19 protein-coding genes are annotated in these 21,670 nt (G+C 36.2%); 10 read left to right on the top strand and 9 right to left on the bottom strand.

Annotated features, from left to right (window positions below; translation table 11 throughout):
- Positions 1–81: 81 nt before the first annotated feature.
- Together RIV7116_RS13340 and RIV7116_RS13335 are read right to left on the bottom strand one after the other, a co-directional pair.
- Positions 82–1,686, bottom strand: coding sequence for an FAD-dependent oxidoreductase (locus RIV7116_RS13340; RefSeq protein WP_015118825.1), 1,605 nt, complete (start codon positions 1,684–1,686; stop codon positions 82–84).
- Between the two features lie 701 nt (positions 1,687–2,387).
- Positions 2,388–3,368 carry a YegS/Rv2252/BmrU family lipid kinase gene (locus RIV7116_RS13335; protein ID WP_015118824.1) on the bottom strand — a complete coding sequence of 327 codons (981 nt, stop codon included), beginning with the start codon at positions 3,366–3,368 and terminating at the stop codon, positions 2,388–2,390.
- Positions 3,369–3,744: 376 nt separating this feature from the next.
- Here RIV7116_RS13335 and RIV7116_RS13330 point away from each other — a divergent pair, with 376 nt between their 5' ends.
- Positions 3,745–4,434: a manganese catalase family protein gene (locus tag RIV7116_RS13330; RefSeq protein WP_015118823.1), complete on the top strand. Its 690-nt coding sequence runs from the start codon at positions 3,745–3,747 to the stop codon at positions 4,432–4,434.
- Positions 4,435–4,882: 448 nt separating this feature from the next.
- On the top strand, positions 4,883–6,379 hold the full coding sequence (locus RIV7116_RS13325; protein WP_015118822.1) for a TrkH family potassium uptake protein: 1,497 nt from the start codon (positions 4,883–4,885) through the stop codon (positions 6,377–6,379).
- Positions 6,380–6,531: 152 nt separating this feature from the next.
- Here RIV7116_RS13325 and RIV7116_RS13320 read toward each other — a convergent pair whose 3' ends face one another.
- Positions 6,532–7,470 carry a general stress protein gene (locus RIV7116_RS13320; protein WP_015118821.1) on the bottom strand — a complete coding sequence of 313 codons (939 nt, stop codon included), beginning with the start codon at positions 7,468–7,470 and terminating at the stop codon, positions 6,532–6,534.
- A 526-nt stretch (positions 7,471–7,996) separates the two neighbouring features.
- On the opposite strand from RIV7116_RS13320, the gene RIV7116_RS13315 reads away from it, so the two are divergent.
- The 3 genes from RIV7116_RS13315 (at position 7,997) to RIV7116_RS13305 (ending at position 9,810) form a co-directional block, all read left to right on the top strand.
- On the top strand, positions 7,997–8,506 hold the full coding sequence (locus RIV7116_RS13315) for a universal stress protein (RefSeq protein ID WP_015118820.1): 510 nt from the start codon (positions 7,997–7,999) through the stop codon (positions 8,504–8,506).
- 309 nt (positions 8,507–8,815) lie between these two features.
- The gene (locus RIV7116_RS13310; protein WP_015118819.1) at positions 8,816–9,253 is read left to right on the top strand and encodes a DUF2294 domain-containing protein; all 438 of its coding nucleotides are present in this window, start codon (positions 8,816–8,818) and stop codon (positions 9,251–9,253) included.
- A 176-nt stretch (positions 9,254–9,429) separates the two neighbouring features.
- Positions 9,430–9,810, top strand: coding sequence for a DUF2294 domain-containing protein (locus tag RIV7116_RS13305; RefSeq protein ID WP_015118818.1), 381 nt, complete (start codon positions 9,430–9,432; stop codon positions 9,808–9,810).
- 4 nt (positions 9,811–9,814) lie between these two features.
- Here RIV7116_RS13305 and RIV7116_RS13300 read toward each other — a convergent pair whose 3' ends face one another.
- From RIV7116_RS13300 to RIV7116_RS13290, 3 genes are all read right to left on the bottom strand, one after another.
- Positions 9,815–10,234: a response regulator gene (locus RIV7116_RS13300; RefSeq protein WP_232435795.1), complete on the bottom strand. Its 420-nt coding sequence runs from the start codon at positions 10,232–10,234 to the stop codon at positions 9,815–9,817.
- Between the two features lie 309 nt (positions 10,235–10,543).
- Complete coding sequence (locus tag RIV7116_RS13295; protein WP_015118816.1) at positions 10,544–10,975, bottom strand: response regulator; 432 nt, start codon at positions 10,973–10,975, stop codon at positions 10,544–10,546.
- A gap of 521 nt (positions 10,976–11,496) precedes the next feature.
- Positions 11,497–14,694, bottom strand: coding sequence for a PAS domain S-box protein (locus RIV7116_RS13290; protein WP_015118815.1), 3,198 nt, complete (start codon positions 14,692–14,694; stop codon positions 11,497–11,499).
- 740 nt (positions 14,695–15,434) lie between these two features.
- On the opposite strand from RIV7116_RS13290, the gene RIV7116_RS13285 reads away from it, so the two are divergent.
- The 5 genes from RIV7116_RS13285 to psb35 all read left to right on the top strand — a co-directional run bounded on the left by RIV7116_RS13285 (position 15,435) and on the right by psb35 (position 19,148).
- The gene (locus RIV7116_RS13285; protein WP_044290926.1) at positions 15,435–15,668 is read left to right on the top strand and encodes a hypothetical protein; all 234 of its coding nucleotides are present in this window, start codon (positions 15,435–15,437) and stop codon (positions 15,666–15,668) included.
- A 256-nt stretch (positions 15,669–15,924) separates the two neighbouring features.
- Entirely contained in the window at positions 15,925–16,953 is a 1,029-nt protein-coding gene (locus tag RIV7116_RS13280) for a sodium:calcium antiporter (RefSeq protein WP_015118813.1), read from the top strand.
- A 337-nt stretch (positions 16,954–17,290) separates the two neighbouring features.
- Entirely contained in the window at positions 17,291–18,100 is an 810-nt protein-coding gene (locus tag RIV7116_RS13275; protein WP_015118812.1) for a glucose 1-dehydrogenase, read from the top strand.
- Positions 18,101–18,317: 217 nt separating this feature from the next.
- Positions 18,318–18,500, top strand: coding sequence for a CsbD family protein (locus RIV7116_RS13270; protein WP_015118811.1), 183 nt, complete (start codon positions 18,318–18,320; stop codon positions 18,498–18,500).
- Between the two features lie 492 nt (positions 18,501–18,992).
- Complete coding sequence (gene psb35, locus RIV7116_RS13265) at positions 18,993–19,148, top strand: photosystem II assembly protein Psb35 (protein WP_371261648.1); 156 nt, start codon at positions 18,993–18,995, stop codon at positions 19,146–19,148.
- A gap of 172 nt (positions 19,149–19,320) precedes the next feature.
- Here the strand turns inward: psb35 and RIV7116_RS13260 are convergent, their stop codons facing one another.
- The 3 genes from RIV7116_RS13260 to RIV7116_RS13245 form a co-directional block, all read right to left on the bottom strand.
- On the bottom strand, positions 19,321–19,914 hold the full coding sequence (locus RIV7116_RS13260; protein ID WP_015118809.1) for a hypothetical protein: 594 nt from the start codon (positions 19,912–19,914) through the stop codon (positions 19,321–19,323).
- Between the two features lie 859 nt (positions 19,915–20,773).
- The gene (locus tag RIV7116_RS13250) at positions 20,774–21,115 is read right to left on the bottom strand and encodes a hypothetical protein (RefSeq protein ID WP_015118808.1); all 342 of its coding nucleotides are present in this window, start codon (positions 21,113–21,115) and stop codon (positions 20,774–20,776) included.
- A gap of 206 nt (positions 21,116–21,321) precedes the next feature.
- Positions 21,322–21,591 carry a GlsB/YeaQ/YmgE family stress response membrane protein gene (locus tag RIV7116_RS13245; RefSeq protein ID WP_015118807.1) on the bottom strand — a complete coding sequence of 90 codons (270 nt, stop codon included), beginning with the start codon at positions 21,589–21,591 and terminating at the stop codon, positions 21,322–21,324.
- Positions 21,592–21,670 lie beyond the last annotated feature (79 nt).

Here is a 21,670-nt window from a genome sequence, read left to right as displayed (position 1 = left end):
TTACCCCTAAAAAAGTTAGAGAGTACACAGCCTAGTCACACACCCTAACATAAATATTAATCCCTAATATCCAATACCCAATTACCCAATTGCCAACTGCTCAGAAGTTAATTTCTCAACCCAATTAATTTTACTTTTACGCACTTCATCTTCGGACGGCATTTGTTGCAATCGCATCAATTCAGTAATGGCAGCAATGTCTTTATCATGTTGACTACCTGCGACTGCTAAAACTTGATTATCTTTGACGTAAAAAGCGAGAAATTCTTGTTCGTCTAAGTTGCCTTGAATGATAATATCATCCCATTCTTCTGCATGTCCGGCATAGCGTAACTTTACACCAAATTGCCCAGACCAAAAAAACGGAACGCTGGCAAATTTGATTTTCTCCCCTATCATATTACGAGCGGCAACACGTCCGTGCTGTTGTGCTAACCGCCAGTGTTCGATACGGGTGAGTTCTCCCGTTGCAGCATAGGGAAAACGAGCAATGTCTCCAGCAACATAAAGATTATCTGCTGCTTGCAAATATTCATCTACAATTACGCTTCCGTCTTTTTCGTTTAACTCTATTTCCTGCAAAAAATCGGTAACGGGTTCAACACCAATACCAACTATTACTAAATCTGCATTCAAAGATTCGCCATTTTCTAATACCGCAGTTTCAACTTTACCTTTACCTTCAAACTGCTTTACTTTGGTTCCCATCCGAAAAGATACGCCATTTGATTCGTGCAGCTTGCGAAAGGTAGCGCCTATATCACCTCCAAGAATCTTCTCGAAAGGTACCGTTCCCGGTGCTACTACAGTTACTTTGATATCGCGTTGGGCTAAACTTGAAGCTGCTTCCATGCCGATAAAGCTAGAGCCTACAACTACCGCAGTTTTAGCGTTTTCTGCGACAGCTACAATTTTATCGGCATCTTCTGGTTTTCGCAGGGTAAATATATTGTCTAAATCTGCACCCGGTACTTTTAAATTACGAGGCTTACCACCAGTCGCGACTAACAAAGCATCGTATTCAAAAATAGTGTCATCTTCAAAAGTAATAGTCTTTTTAACAGGCTCTACTTTAGTAACCGATTTATGAGAATAAACTTCGATATCCCATTGGTTGTAAAATTCTAAAGAACGTAATATTAAGGAATCTTTGACGGAATCGTTTTGCAAATACTTCTTACTTAAAGCAGTACGGTCATAAGGTAATATATCTTCTTTAGTCAACATTACGACTCTACCTTCAAAACCTGCTTGACGTAAGGTTTCAGCAGCCGCACTACCCGCAGCACCAGCCCCCAAAATCACAAACGTGCGATTATCAGCTTGAGGATTGTACCTGCCCATTTCTGGTATGCGTTGAGAAGAAATTTTTTCAGGTAGCTTTACGACTAAATCCTCTCCTTCCACTCTCACAGGAAAATGAGGTAAAGCATCAAGCGCTGGTGGCTCTTCTAATTTACCATTCTTGACACCAAAACAAGCATTATGCCAAGGACAAATTACCCTTTCTCCGTTTAATATACCTTTTACTAAAGGTGCCCCGTAATGAGTACAATGTGCGACTGTGGCAAAAAATCCATCTTCAACTCGCGCTAATAAAATTTCATTATCTTCTACTGAAACTTGACGCATTTCGCCTTTCTTCAAGTCCTTTGCATTTGCAACTCTTATATCTTTATAATTCATAATACTTGTTCTTAATAACACTTCGATTTAGATTTTCTGCTGCCAGTATTAGAAATTAATAGACTTTTTTCGAGAAGCCAATTGTAGATAGAATATAAATTTACAGCTTCTGGATTATTGTCATCAAAACATGGTAACGAGAGGCATAAGTGTCGTTACATAGTTGAAAAAATTAATTATTTAGCGTTGCTTAATTATCAAAATTTTTGTAAATTTATGACTCTCTCTCCAAGAAGATTTAGATGAAGCTCGAATTTATAAAATATAATTCTTAAGTATTAGACTTTTATTACACTTTAGATATATACATTTTTAAATAAATGCTATATGGTTTTATCCAAAAAATATGTTCAGACGCTTTGTAGTAGCTAAATGCAATAAATTTATTTGGCAATTTTTTGATACTAACATCTTGCACTATTCCCCTATGCTTAAATTTCCGGTTTTATCTCAATTTTAGGGCTAATATAAAAAGTGGCTTAAAAGCACTAAAAGCCTTGCCCAGTATGATTTATCAGACTTTGTGTATTAGCCTGAGAATTTATTCTAAGGCGGTTGTTGAGAATGGTGCAAGATGTCTGATTTATCAGACTTTACATTTGAGTCTCGGAATTTCTAACCAAGACGGTTATTAAAAATGATGCGTTGAAATAACCGTCATTGGTAATGACAGCATTACGTTATTTTTGTGTATCTCTTATTCACTCATTAGTGACTGCAGAAGATTTTTCTTCAATTTCTAAATCTGGCAAACCTTCTAGCTTTTCAGAAACCTTCTCTGCTGGTAACATCGGTACCATTACCGTTAAGCCACCGGGGACGCATTCAACTTCCAAAGGTGTATTACCAATCATTTCACCATCTAGGACAATTTTCTGCGGTGGATCGGTAGTGATTTTAACGCGCTTAGTTCTGATGTAGCCAATATCGTCTCGTTTGGCTGCATCTCCCCGCAAACCACTTTGCAGTAAGTGATAAGAAGCTGCGATCGCTGATGCCCAAGTGTTGGAAGAAATAATAGTAATATCAAGCAGACCATCGTCATAAAGAATACCAGCAGGTCCCTGAGCCAATATAGATGTGGGTGGTGCTGCGTTAGCTACAGTCAAAGCACCGGCAGAAACGCGAATAATTTTATCGTCGGTTTCAATTTCAGCATCAAACAGTTCTATTTCCCGTAGTTGCTGTATTCCCGAAACCAAATAAGCCAAAGCACCCCACCGTTGTTTGGCATCTCGGGAAGCATTTTCAACAGTTTCAGCTTCAAAACCGATTCCAGCTAACAACGTCATTAATTTTCCGTTGCATCTACCAATATCAATTCGACGAGTTTTACCAGATAAAATCGTTTCGCAAGCTTCATCTAAAGTATCGGGTATTCCTAAAGCGGAAGCAAAAGCATTAGCTGTACCTCTAGGAATCACACCCAAAGGAATAGTAGTTTCTCCTAAAGCTCTGGCGGCTTCAGAAAGAGTTCCGTCACCACCAGCAGCAATTATGATGTCAAAATTGTTCTCTACAGCAACGTTCGCTAATTTATCTGCGCCAACTTCCTTAGTTGTAAATTTAATATCTAAATCGAATTGAGTGGATAAAAGTTGTTTTATTCTCTCTAATTCCTGTTCGGAGTCAGCGTTACCACTAACGGGGTTAAAAATTAAGCAAGCTTTTTGACGACTCATAGCAAACTGTGATGGCTTTATAAAATAGGACTTACAAATATTGTTCTACATTAATTTATTTTTAACAAAATAAAAAATAAATCAATCTAGCTATAGGGGTAATTTCATTTTTATTTTTGAGAAAACTCGCAATACATTCTTCTGTGACGAGGTCTAATTTTTTGATGAATCATCCTTATGTTGAACTTATCTCTACTTCTTTTTACATAAAAATATAATTTTACAATCTACCCAGCGGTGAAGGTTTTTTGAAAGCCTCATCGCCTAATATCGGTAAGAGAAAAGAGAAATAGAAATTAAATTCAGTATTATTTATTTTTTAAATAACTGGATTAAATCTTATAGATGCTGTCCGAAAAGAGAGGGAACTGAGTTAATGTTTTTTCACAAAAAAGAATTAATTGAAAAAGAAGTAAAAATTGACGAACCAAATCCTCGTTTTGCTCAACTTTTACTCGAACAATTTGGTGGTGCAACTGGAGAACTTTCTGCGGCTCTACAGTATTGGGTACAGTCTTTCCACACCGAAGATGCAGGTATCAGAGATATGCTGCAAGATATCGCTACCGAAGAGTTTAGCCATTTGGAAATGATTGGTAAACTCATCGAAGTGCATACTTCAAATGTCGATCAAACAGATGCATTCAAAAGTACTCTGTTTGCAGTTCGCGGAAAAGGACCTCACTTCCTAGATTCTCAGGGTTCTGCTTGGACTGCAACTTACTTGAATGAAGGTGGAAGTATGGTACGTGATTTACGTGCAAACATCGCAGCAGAAGCAGGTGCGCGTACTACTTATGAATCTTTGATTCAATTAGCGCCAGACTCGGGAACCAAAGAAACCTTGGTACACTTGTTAACTCGGGAAATTTCCCACACCAAGATGTTTATGAAAGCACTGGATTCTATGGGTAAATTAACCGATCCATTCTTTGGTAATATCCAACCAGATTCCACTGTAGATATTTACTACAACTTGTCTACCAATGGTAAAGACGAACGAGGCCCCTGGAACTCCGATGAGAACTTCCGCTACATCGCAGATCCCATGAAGGAGAAGGCATAAAGTTGTTCGTAAACGTTAGATAGCTATGAACGGGGAAAAGGAATTTTACCTTTTCCTCTTTTTAGTTGTTCACCGTTAGGGTGTACATCGTCGGTTATCAATTACCATTTACCAATATGAAACAATTAAAGCAAAATCAACGGTAATATTTAAATAAAAATGGCAGCAAGCCAAAAGTAACGAGAAGTATATACAGCTTTTAGCAAAAAATAGCAGCTAACAGTAACCAGTTGTTAATCATTTACCAATTAATTATTTTAAACATATAACTCATCAATTCTAGCCACTAATTCCAAACTTATAAAGTTAAGTCTTTAGATAGATCAAAAAAAATACATATTAATCTTTAGTTGGTTTCAGTAAATAGGAATCAAGATTAAAATTATCATAATAATTTATACAGTTATTTTAATTTTAATACCGATTACCGTTTATTGGTCACAGCTAAATGAATTCTTACACTAAAACCATTCTTCGCGATATCGGTTTATTTCTTCACGTACCGGCAATAATGGCTTTCTTCTCAATACCGGTTTGTTTATTATGGGGTGAATTTTATGCAATATTACCTTTCATAATCTGCGGTATTATACCTTTAATAATTGGACAACTACTATACCGTTTATTTTCTCGTGGCGCTGAGGAAACAAAAATTAGGCACGCTATGATTACTGCGGCTTTATGTTGGTTAATTGTACCAATTATCGGAGCAATCCCATTTTTAATGGTAGCCTCTAATTTAGCGGCAGCTTCTGAAACATCTCAAACTATTCTAAATTTTCAAAACCCTTGGAATGCTTTATTTGAAGCTTTCTCTGGGTTTACTAGTACTGGTTTATCGGTTGCACTTCGCGCCAGTCAACTACCTCGTAGTTTGCAGTGGTGGCGAAGTTTTATGGAATGGATTGGTGGTGTAGGAGTTATAGTTTTAGTGATATCGTTATTAGAAACTACTACTGATGCTTATCAACTTTATTCCAGTGAAGGAAGAGAAAAAAGAATTGCATCTAACGTGCAAGCTACAGCCAGAAGAATTTGGTGGATTTATTTAATATATACGATTGCTAGTATTTTTATATTTAGAATTGCCGGAATGCCTTGGTGGGATGCATTAAACCACGGAATGGCAGGAATGTCTACCGGAGGGTTTAGCGTTCGCGATGATAGTATTGGTTCTTATTCTTCAATAATTCAAATGGCTGTTATTCCGACTATGATTATCGGAGCTGTTAGTTTCCCCGTTCACTATCGGTTGTTAACAAAAGGACGTTTCTCAGCATTATGGAGCGATAATCAACATCAGGCTTTATGGCTTTTATTGGCTAGCGGAATTGCTTTTTTAGGTTTGATAAATTACAGCTTTTTCGGTTCTCCTTTATGGCTGCATACAGTTTTTCAATGGGCTTCTGCTTTTGGGACTTGCGGGTTTAATACTATTGATTTATATGATTGGAGCAACAGCGCCAAATTACTACTAACTTTAGCTATGATTGTCGGTGGTACTGCGGGTTCTACTGTTGGTGGATTTAAGCTGAATAGATTGGTATTTTTATCTAAAGGAGCAGTTTGGAGACTTCGCAGAATTTCTTTGAAATCTGATGAATCAATGAGTTATAGGCTTGATGGTGAAGTTTTGAATGAAACGGAAGCCACCCGTAAAATAGAAGCAGCAGCAGTTTTGGGTTTTTTATGGATAGTAATATTAATTATTGGCGTATTTATTTTATTACAGTTAGCGTTACCAGACTATAGTTTGAGCGATGTTTTGTTTGAATCTGCCTCCGCTTTAGGAAGTGTGGGTTTATCCGTAGGTATAACCAGTCCCGAACTACCTTGGTTGGGAAAACTAACTTTAATTATATTTATGTGGATGGGAAGATTAGAAATTATCCCAGTTTTGATTCTTTTCTCTGAAGTTGGGAAGAAAATAAGAGGAAAGAGCTAATTTATAACTGGGCACGGGGGAAGGGGCAAGGGGCATTGATAATTTCTGACTCGCTACTTGTGAAACAGTTGCGGTGGATGGGTTCCCCGGCATAAGCAAACTGTTGTACCCGAAGGGCTACTCGCTACTTAGAACTACTCACTGCTCACTACTCACTGCTCACTGCTCACTGATATCATGGCAGGATCGTGAATGCTTAAATCTTCAATACTATGTTGTTTTAAAACTGATTCAGCTTCAGCTATTTCATCATCGTTTCCACTCAGCACTATTAAATAATTACCCCTTTCTAATAATTGGTCGTAATGTCTTTTTCTTTCTGCGGATATTCCCAAACCGGCATAGTTTTCTAGATTAGCTTTCACATCAATGGAATTGATACTTGCAAAAGGTGGGGGATTTTTCTCTACTACATACATTTGCGTCATAGGAAAATTAGTATCTCTCATGGCACTAATTGCATCTTTCAGGTTGTGACGCATTCGATATACACCAACTATATATTTATAGTTACCTAAAACTTTCCCTTCCATCTCGTCTGCTGGAGAAGTGGGAATATCATATACACCCCATTCTTTAATACCCCGACGACTCAAAATGTCTTGAGCCTGACTGATTTGTGCTTCAGTTCCTTTGACAGCGACTAAATAACTACCCTTTGAAACAAGCTCGCTATATACCTTTGCTCGTTCTTCAGGAATTCCTAAACCTAGTAGCGCTCCAACTAATCCCCCACTAGCAGCACCGATTGCCCCTCCTGCTACCGTAGTTGCGATCGCAGTTGCTTCTGCACCCGCTAGCATAATTGGACCTACACCTGGTATTGCTAACATTCCCAAACCTACGAGTAAACCGGTAATTCCTCCTAAAGCACCACCGGTAAAAGCTCCAGTAGCAGCCCCTTCATCGGCTTTATTCCCGACATTTTCCTTAACTTCGATACCTGCAATATCCTCGCTTTCTTCCGGTTGCCGTGCAATTACAGAAACTTTATCCATGGGAAAGTTAGATTCTTTCAATTCTTGTAATGCACTTTCTGCATCTTTGCGAGTCGTAAAAACACCAACTGCTCTCTTATATTCGGATGTCATAATTATTTTTAGTTGATAAGTTAAACAATCATAATTCTGTAGAAATTACATTGTAGAAGCCTCGTTGCTATATTTATTCTGTCTAATGAACTAACTCATAAAATCTATCAGTTACATTTTTGCTCGGTAAAGAGTCAATTAGATAGATACTAGTCTCTACCTTTTGAGCGAATCATGAAGCTTATATTTGCCTATATAGATAGTTAACTAATTTTACCCAAACGTCTATAATTTAGGTGCAAGAAAAAATATTCACTTGAAACATATATTCATCTCACAGTTTTGTTCAAAAGTAAAAATAATATGAGATTTTTAACAGTTCTTAAGTAGTTGGAGTTAACTTAATAAAAAAAGATAGTTATTTAAAATTCTGTATATGGTTCATAAGTGTCTAATAGTACATTACTTGTACTCCCTTATAAGTGTAAACCAAGATAGTCTAAAGTTACAAATCTTATAATTCTTAGCTTCAAATAGCAATAAGCAAGGCGCACTAGTAAACCCAAAATATAGGAAACAAAATGAAATGACTTTCCAAAAAATCCTTGTAGCTCTAGAACTTTCACCCAGAGACGAATCAGTATTTTCTGAAGCATTAAATTTAGCTAAAAATGTCGGAGCGCAACTAAGTTTAATTCACTGTTTGTCCGATCTAACGGAAATGGCAATGATGTCTCAAACGGGATTAGATACTGGATATGCTATACCTGTAACCCCTTCTGCAAGTACTATGTCTCCAGCAATGGTGAATATAGACTTAATAAAAGAAGCCAATATTACTAAGCATCAGCAAGTTGAAAAACATTTAGCACTGTATCAAAAACAAGCTTCTTCACTGGGTGTTTCTGTCGAATGTAAATGTTATGAATCCACAGGAAATACAGGTTCTCAAATTTGCAGAATTGCTCAAGATTTAAATGTAGACTTGATAATTTTGGGTCGCAAAGGGCATAACGCTATTGCTGAAGCCTTATTAGGTAGCGTTAGCAATTACGTACTTCATCATGCACCTTGCGCTATCTTGGTCATTCAATAAGTATAGAAAATTATTATTTATTTAGATAAATTTACATCTAAAGAGCTAATTAATAATTACTTAATCTCTGTCACGAGAATGCTGTTTTCAAGCTTTTTAACCTGTATTCTATTAAATGATTCTTAGATACGAGCTGCAAGTAGATTAAGTATCACTGCTTTTGATAACTCAATTTGTTTCAAATGTTTAGCTAACTTAACAGTTATCTGTACTGAGAAATAAAGTTGTAGACAGTATAAGTGCAGTTGCACGTACTAAGTATTAGTAAAGACTTATCGATAGCGGTCAAAACTTAGCTGGAGAGCATAAATGAAAATTTCAATTCCGACTCGCGGACAAAGAGAAAGAGAACTTTCACAACGTATTCAAGGTTTATATTCTAATCAATTAGGACATAGACCGGCAAAAGTTATTTGCCAGCTTTTTGATGACTCCTTAGCAATTGTTATGGAAGATTCTATAACTCCAGCAGAGCAATTGTTAGTCGAACAAGGGCAAGAAGACTTAGCAGAACAAGTACGTTCTGGTTTAGATGATGCAATAGAACCTAATCTAAAGAAATTAATTGAGGAAGTTTTAGAGGTAAAAGTTTTAGATTTAATGGGCGATGCGACTTTAAAAACTGGTAGAAGCGGTATAGTTGTTGTGCTGTCACAAACTCCCGAAGTTCGTAACCCAGATGCTATTCCTAAAGCAAAACCAAAACCATCTAATGGTAAAAATGGAAATCATTCTTCAAGTGACTAATGTTAATTGATATTTGAGTGGTAGAAAGATTTTTAGCAACAATCATTTATAAACAACCTATAAAGCATAAGTTAAATATAGGAACTTTCTACCTCTTTCTCTGAATTATCAGCAATTTGATTTATCTTAGGGCATTAAAGTAAATAAGTTCTAACTGCTATTGAAGGATAATAATTATGCATTCTCAAATTGAAGACTTTAGTAATTTAGAAATGATTCTAGCCGAACGCATACAGTGTTTGTTTATAAATCAGTTAGGTCATCAACCTAAAGATATATACTGTCGTTTATTAGATAAAAAATTAACTATTGTTGTCGAAAATGCGATTACAAAACCAGAAAAACTTTTAATATCAGCAGGATACAAGGAGATAGTTGAGAAGGCAAGAAATAGTATAGAAAAAATTTTACAGCCACAATTAAAGCAAATTATTGAAGAAGTGACAACTTCCAAAATTAGCAATATACTTTTTGCCACTCATTTAGATACCAATTATGTCAGCGTAATTGCTTTGTTTGCTAACAAATATGGGTCGAGTTTTAAACAAAAAGGTTAAATGACTAAGGATTCTGTTTCAAATTGAGATAGCGGCAAATTAGCTCTTCGATTTCTTCAAGCATATACGGCTTGCTTATATAAGCATCGAAACCGGCTTCCATAATTCGCTGTTTCTCTTCGGCTCTTGCTAATGCCGTTACAGCAATTATAGGTATGTGCCTTGTAGAACTGTCTTGCCTTAAATCATGAAACAAGTCTATACCGTTGGTTTCGGGCAACATTATATCTAATAATATTAAATTGGGCTGCGTTTTCCTTGCTATTGACAAAGTCTTCTTTCCATCTGGCTCCCCAATAAACCTACAGTTCAAAGAATCGACAACGTAATCAATTATCAATAAATTATCTTCGTTGTCTTCAACAGCTAAAATGAGAGGAAGCTCTGTGGTTTTCTGTTCTTTGCCAAATTCATGAAGTTCCATTTGCATAGTCTGCTCCGTGGATAATCGATTTATATCTCTGCATCCAGCACAGACGAGACTTTCCTCCAGCAGCAAAACTGATGCTTTAAGTGGATAAATTGGCTCGTAACTCGCCTTTAACCAGGTTAATAACTCTTTGCTTGCTTCAAAAAGAAAGAAGTTATCTAAGCCGATACAACGATTATGATACGATAAAGTATAAACTAAATTATAGATTATTAGGTAACAAATAAATATATGACAATGTGTATGCTTTTACATACTATAACTTAAATTGCAGTTTTATCATACTACTTACCTAAATAATATTTAAGGTATTTCACACAAGCTCCAATATTTATTTAAAGTAGCCATTGTTTCTGCGAACATAGAAAATTTCACTGGTTTAAGTAAGTATCCTGCTACATTTAAATTGTAAGCTTTAATTCTGTCTTTATCTTCATCAGAAGTAGTAAGTATAATTACTGGTATTGATTTCAGATTAGAATCTGCTCTTATTTCTTGAAGAAACTCTAAACCTCCCATTTTTGGCATATTTAGGTCTAACAAAATTATTCTTCGCTGTTGAGGAATGTTCGGATATTTACTATTTTTACCCCGCAGCATTTCTAATGCTTCACATCCATCACAAGCAACGTAAAGCGGATTTTTGATATTATGTTTTTTAAAGGCTCGTTTCACATTCATAATGTCTACTTCATCGTCTTCAACAAGTAGCACATTTAAAATTTTTTCCTCCATAATCCTTTCCAAATCAGATTTCAATCAGTTTTTGTACATGAGTTTGAAATAAATAACAATTCAGCCTATTTACATAAATTACTAAAATAGCATTTTTATTTCTTCGTCTAAAAGTAATAATAGAACAGCGTTTTAACTTATACTTTAGAAATAGAATTATTATAGCAGCTATTAAATATCAGCTATTGCTTTCAATTTCATCTTCTTATAAAGATGCGCTAAATTCAGCGAGCCTACATTCATTTTGGGGCTTGGTTTTGTTAGCCCTATTCTTATAAATTTTTAGCGGAGCGCATACCTATGCAAAATTGCTGCAAGGTAATTATTCGCTTTTAATCTTTTTATGACAGGACTTACGCAACTGTCATAAGGCTCGGATGGTGCGTGACACCACAAGTCTTATTACTACGTTGAAAATTGATCCAAGTGTCACAGCACCCTACGAAAAAATATGTCGTTTGCGTAAGTCCTATATGACTGATATAAGTTATCGATATAAATGACCGATCGCAATTTATTATTTACATTCTTTTCTTGAGCCAGGTAAACCGGAAAGTTGTACCTTTTCCAAGCTGAGAATCCAATGTAATTTTTCCTCCAAATTCTTCTATTATTCTTTTTACTATAGCAAGACCAATACCAGTATTCTCACGCTTATCTCGCGATTCCAATGTTTGGAATATCACAAAAATTTTGTCGTGATATTTTTCTGCAATACCTTTGCCATCATCTGCAATAGCGAATTCGTAGAATTTATCTTGCTCTAGAACTGAAATTGCGATCCTACCATCCGAACGATTATGGTGTTTAACAGCATTACCGATCAAATTAGTAAAAATCTGTTGTAAAGGTATTTTTGCGGTTCTAAAAGTCGGCATTTCCCCAATAATCTCAATGGTAAACTCTTGTGGGGGAGCAATTGAATCAATGATTTCTTCTAGAAGCTGAGCAACCGCAACTTTTTCTGGTTCAGTTTTCATTCTTCCCACTCGGGAATATTGTAAAAGCCCGTTGATTAAAGCTTCCATTCGATATACTCTGCCGCGTAACAGGTTCATTTGCTTTTGCGTATCGGGAGTCAGGGCTTCTTGTAAATCTTCCTCAATCCATTCCGATAAATTAGCGATCGCTCTTAATGGTGCTTTCAAATCGTGGGAGGTAACGTAAGCAAACTGATCTAATTCTTGGTTGCGTTTTTCTAGTTCCCCAGTAGTTTGCAACAAGATTAAGTTGATTTGGGCTAATTCATCAGCCCTAGCTTGTAAAACAGCTTCTACTTGCTTGCGCTCTGTAACATCATTGAGGGTACCGTAAACTCCAAGGGTTTCGCCATTGGAATTATGTTCGATTTGAGCGTAAATTTCCAGCCAGCGGAAATTCTCATCCTTAGTAAGAATGCGAAATTCGTATTGAAAATGTTCTTGTTTTCCTGAAATTACCGATTCAAATAACTCTCGACTGTTCAGTTTGTCTTCTTCGGCATACATAAAATCGGTAAATGTTTTGAGCAAATTATCTTCTACCGCAAAGCCAGTAATATCAGCCCAGGCAGCACTCAAAAACGTCCAAATTCCCGTTTTAGCTATTTGAAAAACTACTTCTTTAACGCTGTTAACGACATTACGATACAAACGCTCGTTTTCTGCTAAAGCTGTTTCCATGCGTTTGCGTTCGCCCACATTATTAAAAGCAACACCTACTAAGTTATCTGGTAAAGGAAAAGCCGTTACCTCAAACCAAGAATTAGGAACGCGATCGTCACCATAAGCAAATTCCCCAAAATCTTTAACTTGCTTGGATTTTACTACCTCGGCATAAGCTTCTACTATGGCAATATGCTCGTCATCAAACAGGTTAGGAAAACATTCTTTTATCGGTTTATCTATATCGTCTTCAATATTTACACCCAACATTTGCGATGCGACGGGATTAATGGTTGCTAATCGAAAACTAGTGATATCGTTAATATCATCCATCTGCCAAATACATAAGCCAATTTGAATATTTTCGACAATATCTTCATAAATCTGAATTTCCGCTTTTGCTATTTCTTGGCTTTCAATTAGCTCGTCTTTATATTTGTTTGATTCTTCTAGCTGCGCCGTGCGTCGTTTAACTCTAGCTTCTAACTGCTGATTCAAACGTACAATTTCTGCTTGTGCTGCTTTACGCTCGCTGATATCTTGGTGAAAACCAACCATGCGAATGGCTTCACCATCTTGATTCCATTGAGCCATCCCGCGAGCTAAAATCCATTTGTAGCTACCATCTTGGCAACGCAAGCGGAATTCTGCTCGATACTGGGGAATTTCATGATTTATGTAAGCTTTCCAAGTTGCTTCAGCTAAATCAATATCTTCTGGATGTACTAAATCTCGCCATCCTTGATAGCTATTTTCCACTTCTGAATCGGCATAACCCAACATCTCTTTATATTGAGTGGAGAAAAAAGCTTCATTAGTGCTTAGATCCCAATCGAAAATACCGTCTCCCGTACCAAGTAGGGCTAGATTCCAACGTTCTTCACTTTTTTGCAGCGCTTCAATAATTTGTTTTTTCTCAGTAATATCCCTTCCTTCGGGAATCAATAATTCAACCTTTCCTAAATCGTTGAATACTGGTTTGAGAGAAAAATCAATTGTCGTAACCTTATTTCCAGCCCCCAATACATCTACTTCATAACGAACAAACTCGCCATTCGCAGCCCTTTTTATTGCTTGCTGTAATTGTTGTTGCGTTTCTGGAGAAATCGTCCACCAATAATTCTCCCAAAATGGACAATTAACTACATCTTCTTTAGTTATTCCCCCGAAATCTAAAGCAGTTTGATTCGCTTCTAACAAAGTACCATCCGGTTTTAATAAGCCGATGAACTGATACATCGAATCAAAAATTGCTCGGAAACGTCTTTCGCTCTCTCGCAGTCGCGCTTCTGCTTGCTTGCGCTCGGTAATGTCAACGCTAGTACCGACAATACGATAAATTTGCGAATTTTGATTATATATAGGTTTTAAATTTGTTAACCACCAAGAATATTCGGAGTCATCATCAAATCTTAAGCATTCTTCATAAGTAATGCTCCTTCCAGTTGACAGGCATTGATTGTAGCGTTCTCGAATCAATAAAGCTAGATTGTGGGGAAGAACTTGTTCCATAGTTTTTCCTTCAACTTGTTTCGAAGTCATTCCCATTAGCTTTTCAGTAACTGGGTTGATACTTTCATAAATAAATTCGCCTTCTTTTGTAGTATCAACCACAAAAATTGCTTCTGTTACACCTTCATAAATACTACGTAAAAACTGTTCTTTTTGCTTTTTCTCTTCAATTTCTGCTTGCAGTTTCTCAGGTGTTGGTAAAGTTAATATTTGGGGAACCAAGTAAGTTAAAACAATTGCAGTTATAAACGAAACTACGGCAGTCATCGCTCTAACGTACCCCGAAATCCAGTAATCCGGATGCCATAAAGTCCAGATATCTATCAAATGTCCCGTACCGCAAAAAATAATAAAAGCAGCAAACAACCAGAAAATCCCGTTGAAAGGAACATCTGCTCGTTGGCGAAGAATATATAAAAGAGTTATGGGAATAGAAAAATAAGATAAGGCAATAACAGCGTCGCTTACCATATGCAGCCCTACTAGCCCTGGTTTCCACAGGTAGCAGTTACCGTGAGGCATCAAGGAGGCAGTTGCTAAAAAGTTCGCTGAAATTAGGAGCATTTGCAATCGAAAGATTAATAGGTATTTCTATTTTTAACTATTTTATTGTCTATGCCAAAGTTTTGAAACACAATATACGTTCTTCTCATTTACTAAGCTCTTGCTTTTTCACCTAATAATCGAAGATTTATGTACAGATGAGATAGTTGAGTTTATAGGGTAGTTGAATCTTTAGACTAATTTTTTTTGTAGACGCTGTATAAATGTAGTAACTATCCCGACGTTGCGGTTTAATAATTCATTCAGGAGCTTTAGATAATAAACGAATTACGAAATGTAAACTTATAAGACATATTTTGAATAATAATATCTTAAATTAACAGAATTATCTAGAGGAAGATGCCTAGTTAATCTTTTAATAGAGTATGAATGCAACCGTAGAGTGATGGAAAATGGGGCAAATATTTTTTATAAATAAAGTAAGCTTCTCGATAGTTTAAACTCAATAGTTTAAATTAGTTGCCATAGAGAATGTACGAGAAGTCAAAAAATATAGGCGTGACCTTTCTTTCTCCACGAATGCATTCGCGTAGCGTCTCCAAAGGAATAGAATAACCCCTCTCCTTGAAGGAGATAAGCTTACCTTACATTCCCGATTTTACTAAAAGGCTTAGGTTTCTGGGGTTTGAGAGGAAAAAATAAAACTTTCGGGCGCATCCTTATCCTTATAGAAAAGAAAAACAGGAGAAAAACAAAGTTAAAGAATCAAAGAAACTGACAAAGGTAGAAAAATGCTAGTTATGGTAAAGCATATAAAAATAGGCGAAATTAGCAAAAATGATAGACCTAATACTAATAATTCGGAAGAGAAGAAAATTAGAAATATATTAGGTCATCCAGTTAAAAGAGTTATTCACGATAAGCAAGGCAATGTTATTCTTGATATCGGAGATATTATTAGTTTTCATGCCTTGGAACGGGTAAAGCAGGCTAACGTATTAGATTACTTGTTCGGTTCCGTTTATCGCAAGTGATTGCTAATTTACTTATTTATCAAAAATTAAGTCTAATTATATATATTAACTGTGTGATTGTAATTTAATCTAAAATAAAGGTAATTATTAGATAATAGGAATAGCCGCAACTATCATAACACTCGGTTGGTGCGTGACACCCAAAACCTTATAACTACGTTCAAAGTGAGTCAAAGTGTCACAGCACCCTACTATAAAAATGTGCTGGTTGCGGCTATTCCTAGATAATTATGATTAAATCTAGAGAATTTCTCAAATGTCTATATTACCTTGGGTGCTGTTGCTTTTGCTTTCTGTATATGCAGCACATTGGGGAGCAGATAAGATTGCCGAACCCTTACAGAAGCTGAGGCAGCAATGGGGACTTTCTGAAGCAGCAGGAGCGGCTTTTGTGGCTTTTGCTACAGCAAGTCCCGAAATTGGCACTAATACAACTAGCGCAATACGTGGTTTTTCCGATATTGGATTGGGTAATTTATTAGGAAGCAATATTATATCCGTTCCCGCAATTGTAACGGTTGCCTACATCGCTTCATGGTGGCGCAATCGAGAAAAGTCGGGAGGTAAAAACAGAAATTCAAATAATAATCTAAATAATAATTCTATATCTCCGAAACCTCTAAAAGTAAAATCGGAAGCATTATACGTGCAGGCAATTCCTTATTTATTGATTGTTGCTTTAGCAGCATTACTTACTCTCCCTAAATCTTGGCGAGGCTTGCAACCAATCGACGCTTGGATAATGCTAGCTGCTTATGTAATTTACTTGGGTAATGCAATACTACGTAAACGCAAGCAACGCAATCAAGTTCAATGGAATCGTAAGGAAATAGTTACAGCGGTTATAGGTATTGTTTTATTAATTTTTGGAGCCTATTTTACTGTTACTGCCACTGAAAAAATAGTTTCTAATTTAGGAATTTCTCAAGTTATTGGCGGTTTATTTATCACCGCGACATTAAGTATTGTGCCAGAAGTATTCGCAACTTGGAGTGTTGCCGGTAGCGGACAATTGACAGCTGCTACCACTAGCGTTATTGCCGATAATACAGCAACAATGACTCTGGCTTTCTTTCCTCTAGCTTTAGTCACCTTACCCGTCGAGAATTTACTGCTTTATTCGGTAAATCTAGGGTTTGTTGCTCTATTGGCAATAGTATATGCAGCGTTTCTTTATTGGGGAAAACCAAACTACAGTTTTTCTCTTAAAGAAGTTTTGATACTCAATGGCATATATCTAGTTTATTTAGCTGTAATGGTATTCGGCGTGTTGAAAACAGTTTGAAGACAGTTATCAGTCAACAGTTAGGAATTACGCAAACGACATATTTTTTCGTAGGGTGCTGTGACACTTGGATCAATTTTCAACGTAGTAATAAGACTTGTGGTGTCACGCACCATCCAAGCCTTATGACAGTTGCGTAAGTCCTCAACAGTTAGGAATTAATTATAAATTTAACTTCGTTTTTTATCTTTTCACTAGCTTTTCTTCTGATTCCCTATTCACTGACAACTGATAACTGAAAAGTCCATCTATTGATTGATTGCACTGCAACAAATACAGTTTATTTTTTACTTGGGCTAAACATTTATTCCAGGGTCAAATCTGTATACAAAAATTTATGAAAGACTTAAAAGGTAAGAACGTTATTATTACTGGTGCTGGTAAGGGGATTGGAAGGGCGATCGCCATCCGTTTTGCTCAAGAAGGGGCAAATGTAGCTTTAAATTATTACAACCAACCAAAAAAAGCACAAGATGCCCAAGAAATTATGCTTAGGGAGCAAACCAGCATCCAAATTGAGAATTATGGTGTTAAGCATCTACCCATCGAAGCAGACATTTCCAAAGAAGCAGATGTAGTAAATATGTTCTCGAAGGTTGTCGATAATTTTGGTGGTATAGATATTTTAATCAATAATGCCAGCGTTCAAGCAGATGGTGCTTCTTCTCACCAAATAGACATTTCTGAATTTGACCGTATTATTGCTGTTAATCTAAGAGGGAGTTATATTTGCTCTCGCGAAGCTATCAAGCACTTTTTAGATAGAAGTCACAAAGGTGTAATTATTAACAATTCCAGCATTCACGAAGTTATCCCCAAACCATATTATGCAGCCTATTCTGCCAGTAAGGGAGGTATGGAAAACTTAACCCGTACTCTAGCTTTAGAATATGCACATATTGGAATCCGCATAAACTCCATTGCACCGGGAACAACAGCCACACCAATCAACCCCTGGGCTTCCTCACCCGACGAAAAAGCCAAAGTCGAACAACACATACCAATGCGTCGCACCGGAACACCCGAAGAAATGGCTGCTGTAGTTGCGTTTCTCGCTTCTGAAGAAGCTTCTTATATCACCGGACAAACTATTTTTGTAGACGGTGGATTAACTTTGTATGCAGATTTTCGTCACCCTTGGTCTTAATAGTTACCAATTACCGGTTATCAATTACTAGTTATCATTCCTAATTCCTGGTTTCATCCTAATTAAATATATAAATAGATATAGATTACTATTTGAAAAAGTTTCTCATGGTAGATGGATAGGGAATTAATAATAGTTACGATGTTAAGCAAGAAAGAAATGAAGAGAAAAGAAAACCAATTTTTTGGTTAATTACAAATAGTTAAAGGAGTAAATTATGAGTACCGAAGATAGAGCAAAAGCAACAGCTAAAAACGTCGAAGGTAAAGCTCAAGAAGCTATGGGCGACTTAACCGGCAACACAGAAGACCAAGCTAAAGGAAAAGCTAAGCAAGCTGAAGCAGAAGGTCGTCACACCATAGAGAATGCAAAAGACGAAATCAAAAAGGCAATTGACTAATCTATACCAATTTTAGTTAACTGCTATTGCCGTAATACTTGAGTATACCGTTATTTCTTTAGTGTAACAATTGAGTTTTACGAATAAAGGAGTTAGAACTTTATCTAATTCCTTTATTTTTATATCTAAAGCTATAAAATAGTAAACAATAGTGGATATAAAAGGCTATAAATGTTGCTAGCATTTATTGAAAAATATTAACAAATATAAAAATATAAAAAATCCATTCAACATCTTGCTTAATACTTTGAAGTAAAAAAATCTCGTTACGTTTTTCTCTTCGATACGTTACGCGAACCTAAGAGATAAAAATCAAAATCTATTTGACAAGTGGTAACAAAAGGTGTGAGAATTTTTATTAATTTCTGATTGAAATATATCCGGATTGTTAACTAATTATTTGTTCAAATTTGGACTGTGACAATGAATATTACTTTTAACTACGTTTTAGCAGAGCTAATTGAGAATAGCTATGGTAGGGCTGATTACTATATGTCACTCACTGGAATAGTTGTAGTAGGTTTTATTGCAGCAGTTTCCATAGGCTCTATTGCTTGGTACAATTCTAAGCGCCCAGTAGGTTGGGAAGATAAAGAACGTCCCGATATTGTTCCAGATGTTGAGAAGTCAAAAAGTCCTGGCTTGTAATATTTAAACTGCAATTCAATTAACATCTTTCTCTAATATCAGAAACCCGGACTTTTTTATCAAAAGCCCGGTTTCTTAATAAATCAAGTTTTTAGATTTCTATAAAGGTATCTTTGACGGTAAAGATAATATCAATCAAAAATAATCATATTACCTTTAACCTTTGAGCTTTCTAGAAATTGTAACCTACACCTAGGAGTAATCCGACATCTGCATTATCGTCAGAAAAGCCAATATTTACTCCACCAGTTGCAGTAATTTTGCGGGAAACGGGAACGTCAACACCTCCAGTTAGGAGGAAACCGACATCTGAATCCTCATCAGTATTGACTGAAATTCCCGCACCAAAGTAAGGTGCGACGCTAATTCTTTGAATCCCGGTATCTGCAATATCATCAACGGGAAAGTCAACTGTTACCGGAATTAAGAAGACAGCATCGTCATCGATTAAAACAGATGGACGTATAGAGAAGTTTCTGCTCAAACCGATTTTGCTAATCACTGAGAAAGCACCATCACCTAATGCACTATCATCTTCAAAACCGATAAATCCACCTACTCCAATATAGCTAGAACCGGAACGAGTGCTAGTACCGGGTGCGAATTGCGCTACTTTTTTGGATGATTTTTCCACATATGTATTAGATGTTTGAGTTTCTGCTTGAATTTGAGGAGTTTGTCCTTGAGCTTTAACTCCGTTAGAAGCAAAGATAACGGCGCTAACACTAACAACGGAACAAGCTAGTTTTAATTGTTGAAAGTTCATGATTTATTTCTCCAATTTTAATTGCGAACTACTTCATTTAGAATGAACAACTCACGAATAAAGCAGTGTTACCCTGTTTAATCAAAAACTGATGACTCAAACTAAAACTCTTTTAAAAGAATTAGTGAGAGTGAGCTTAACACAAAAAGATTGACTGCGTTCTAATAAACTGAAACTTTATCAAAATTTGAAGAGATTAAACCTTCAGCTTCAGATTTATGATACGTTTTCCAGTTGCTGATACCTAAATATTTCAAGACAGATGTAACTTGGCTAACTTGAAATTTAGTACTATTAATTACTAACAGATAGTTGCCGGATTGCAGACAATTTGTATAAAAATTTATTCTGTCATCAGGAATCTCTAAATCCCGTAAAACATAGGAATACAATTGATTTTTACAGGGCGATATTCGATAAACCTGATGCATTGAAAATTTTTGACGTTTTAACTGTCGCGTTAGGCATTCGATATTATCTTCATTTGAAACTACAGCAATTATTTGTTTCTCGTCATTTATAATAATTCGCTTCCCCCTGGTTAATTTAATACTTTGATTTAAATTGATATTGTTAAAGATACCTGTATTATATTGACAAAAATTACTGACTGCTTACGTCTTAAGAATAAGTAGTTATTCTTTCTTAAGAAATAAATACATAGAAAAAATTGATTATATGTAATAGTTTAAACAGCAACCAATGTACATTTACCTTCACCCGTAGCAATTCTGAATTATGAAAGCTTAAAAAAAGGGCTTGAGCAAAAACTAGCAAAATTTAATTCCCCTAAATATAATTTAGGGGAATCATACAGAGATACAATCTGTGATTTTTTTAGTCAAAGCCAAGTTAAGCTTTAACGCCATTCTCTATTGCCGTCTTCGTCTACTCGTGCTTGACGAATTGTATCAGAAATTTTTTCAGCATCTTTTACGTGGTGCAATGCTTCTTCTTCACCTGTTTCTTTATCTTCAGTAACAAAGTAGGTAGGAACGGTAACACGATCTCCAGTAATATCGGGCGCGTCTACTGCGACTTGCTGCGCTTTTTCATCTAAGGACTTACTTTCGTTAACCTTATCCCCAGGATTTAACACGTTGGGTTTATCTGCATTTTCTAATTCTTGCTTTTGCTGATTTTTTTGTTCAAAATCAACCTGCTCTGGAGTTAAAGGTTGCTTGTTATTTTGACTAGCCATACTTACAGAATCCTGAGTTTTAATTTCAATTTCAATTTAATTTACTACCCGACTCATATACCGGGATTACAAAGAATAGATTCTCTTGACAAGGGAATTAATGGTTAAGAAGCGATTAATCATTTTCTTTGCTACATCAGAAGTAGCTTCCCTATCCTCAATGAACTAATAACCAGCGGTTCAAGAGAATCTCTATTTATTAATTATTAAGCAGTACGTCTGGTGATTAAACCCCAGATGAAGATAGCAACCATTGCACCGATGATAGCGGTAATAATTCCGGGAAGGCTAAAGCCAGCTGCTGTTAGTCCAATTGTTCCCGTATTTAAGAAAGTAAATAAGCTTCCACCGATGAATGCACCAACGATACCTAAAAGCATTGTTGCTAGAATTCCGCCGCCTTGATGTCCGGGATATATAGCTTTAGCGATCGCACCAGCGATAAGACCTAAAACTACCCATGCAATAATATTCATACTTAGTTCTCCTCAACAAGAGTTGTGTTCGTTTCGTTATTACTAATTTATCAACTCACAACAGTTTGCAAATCTATAA

This window comes from Rivularia sp. PCC 7116 (assembly GCF_000316665.1).
Taxonomy (GTDB): Bacteria; Cyanobacteriota; Cyanobacteriia; order Cyanobacteriales; family Nostocaceae; genus Rivularia.
This window is presented reverse-complemented; position numbering and strand designations above follow the sequence as displayed.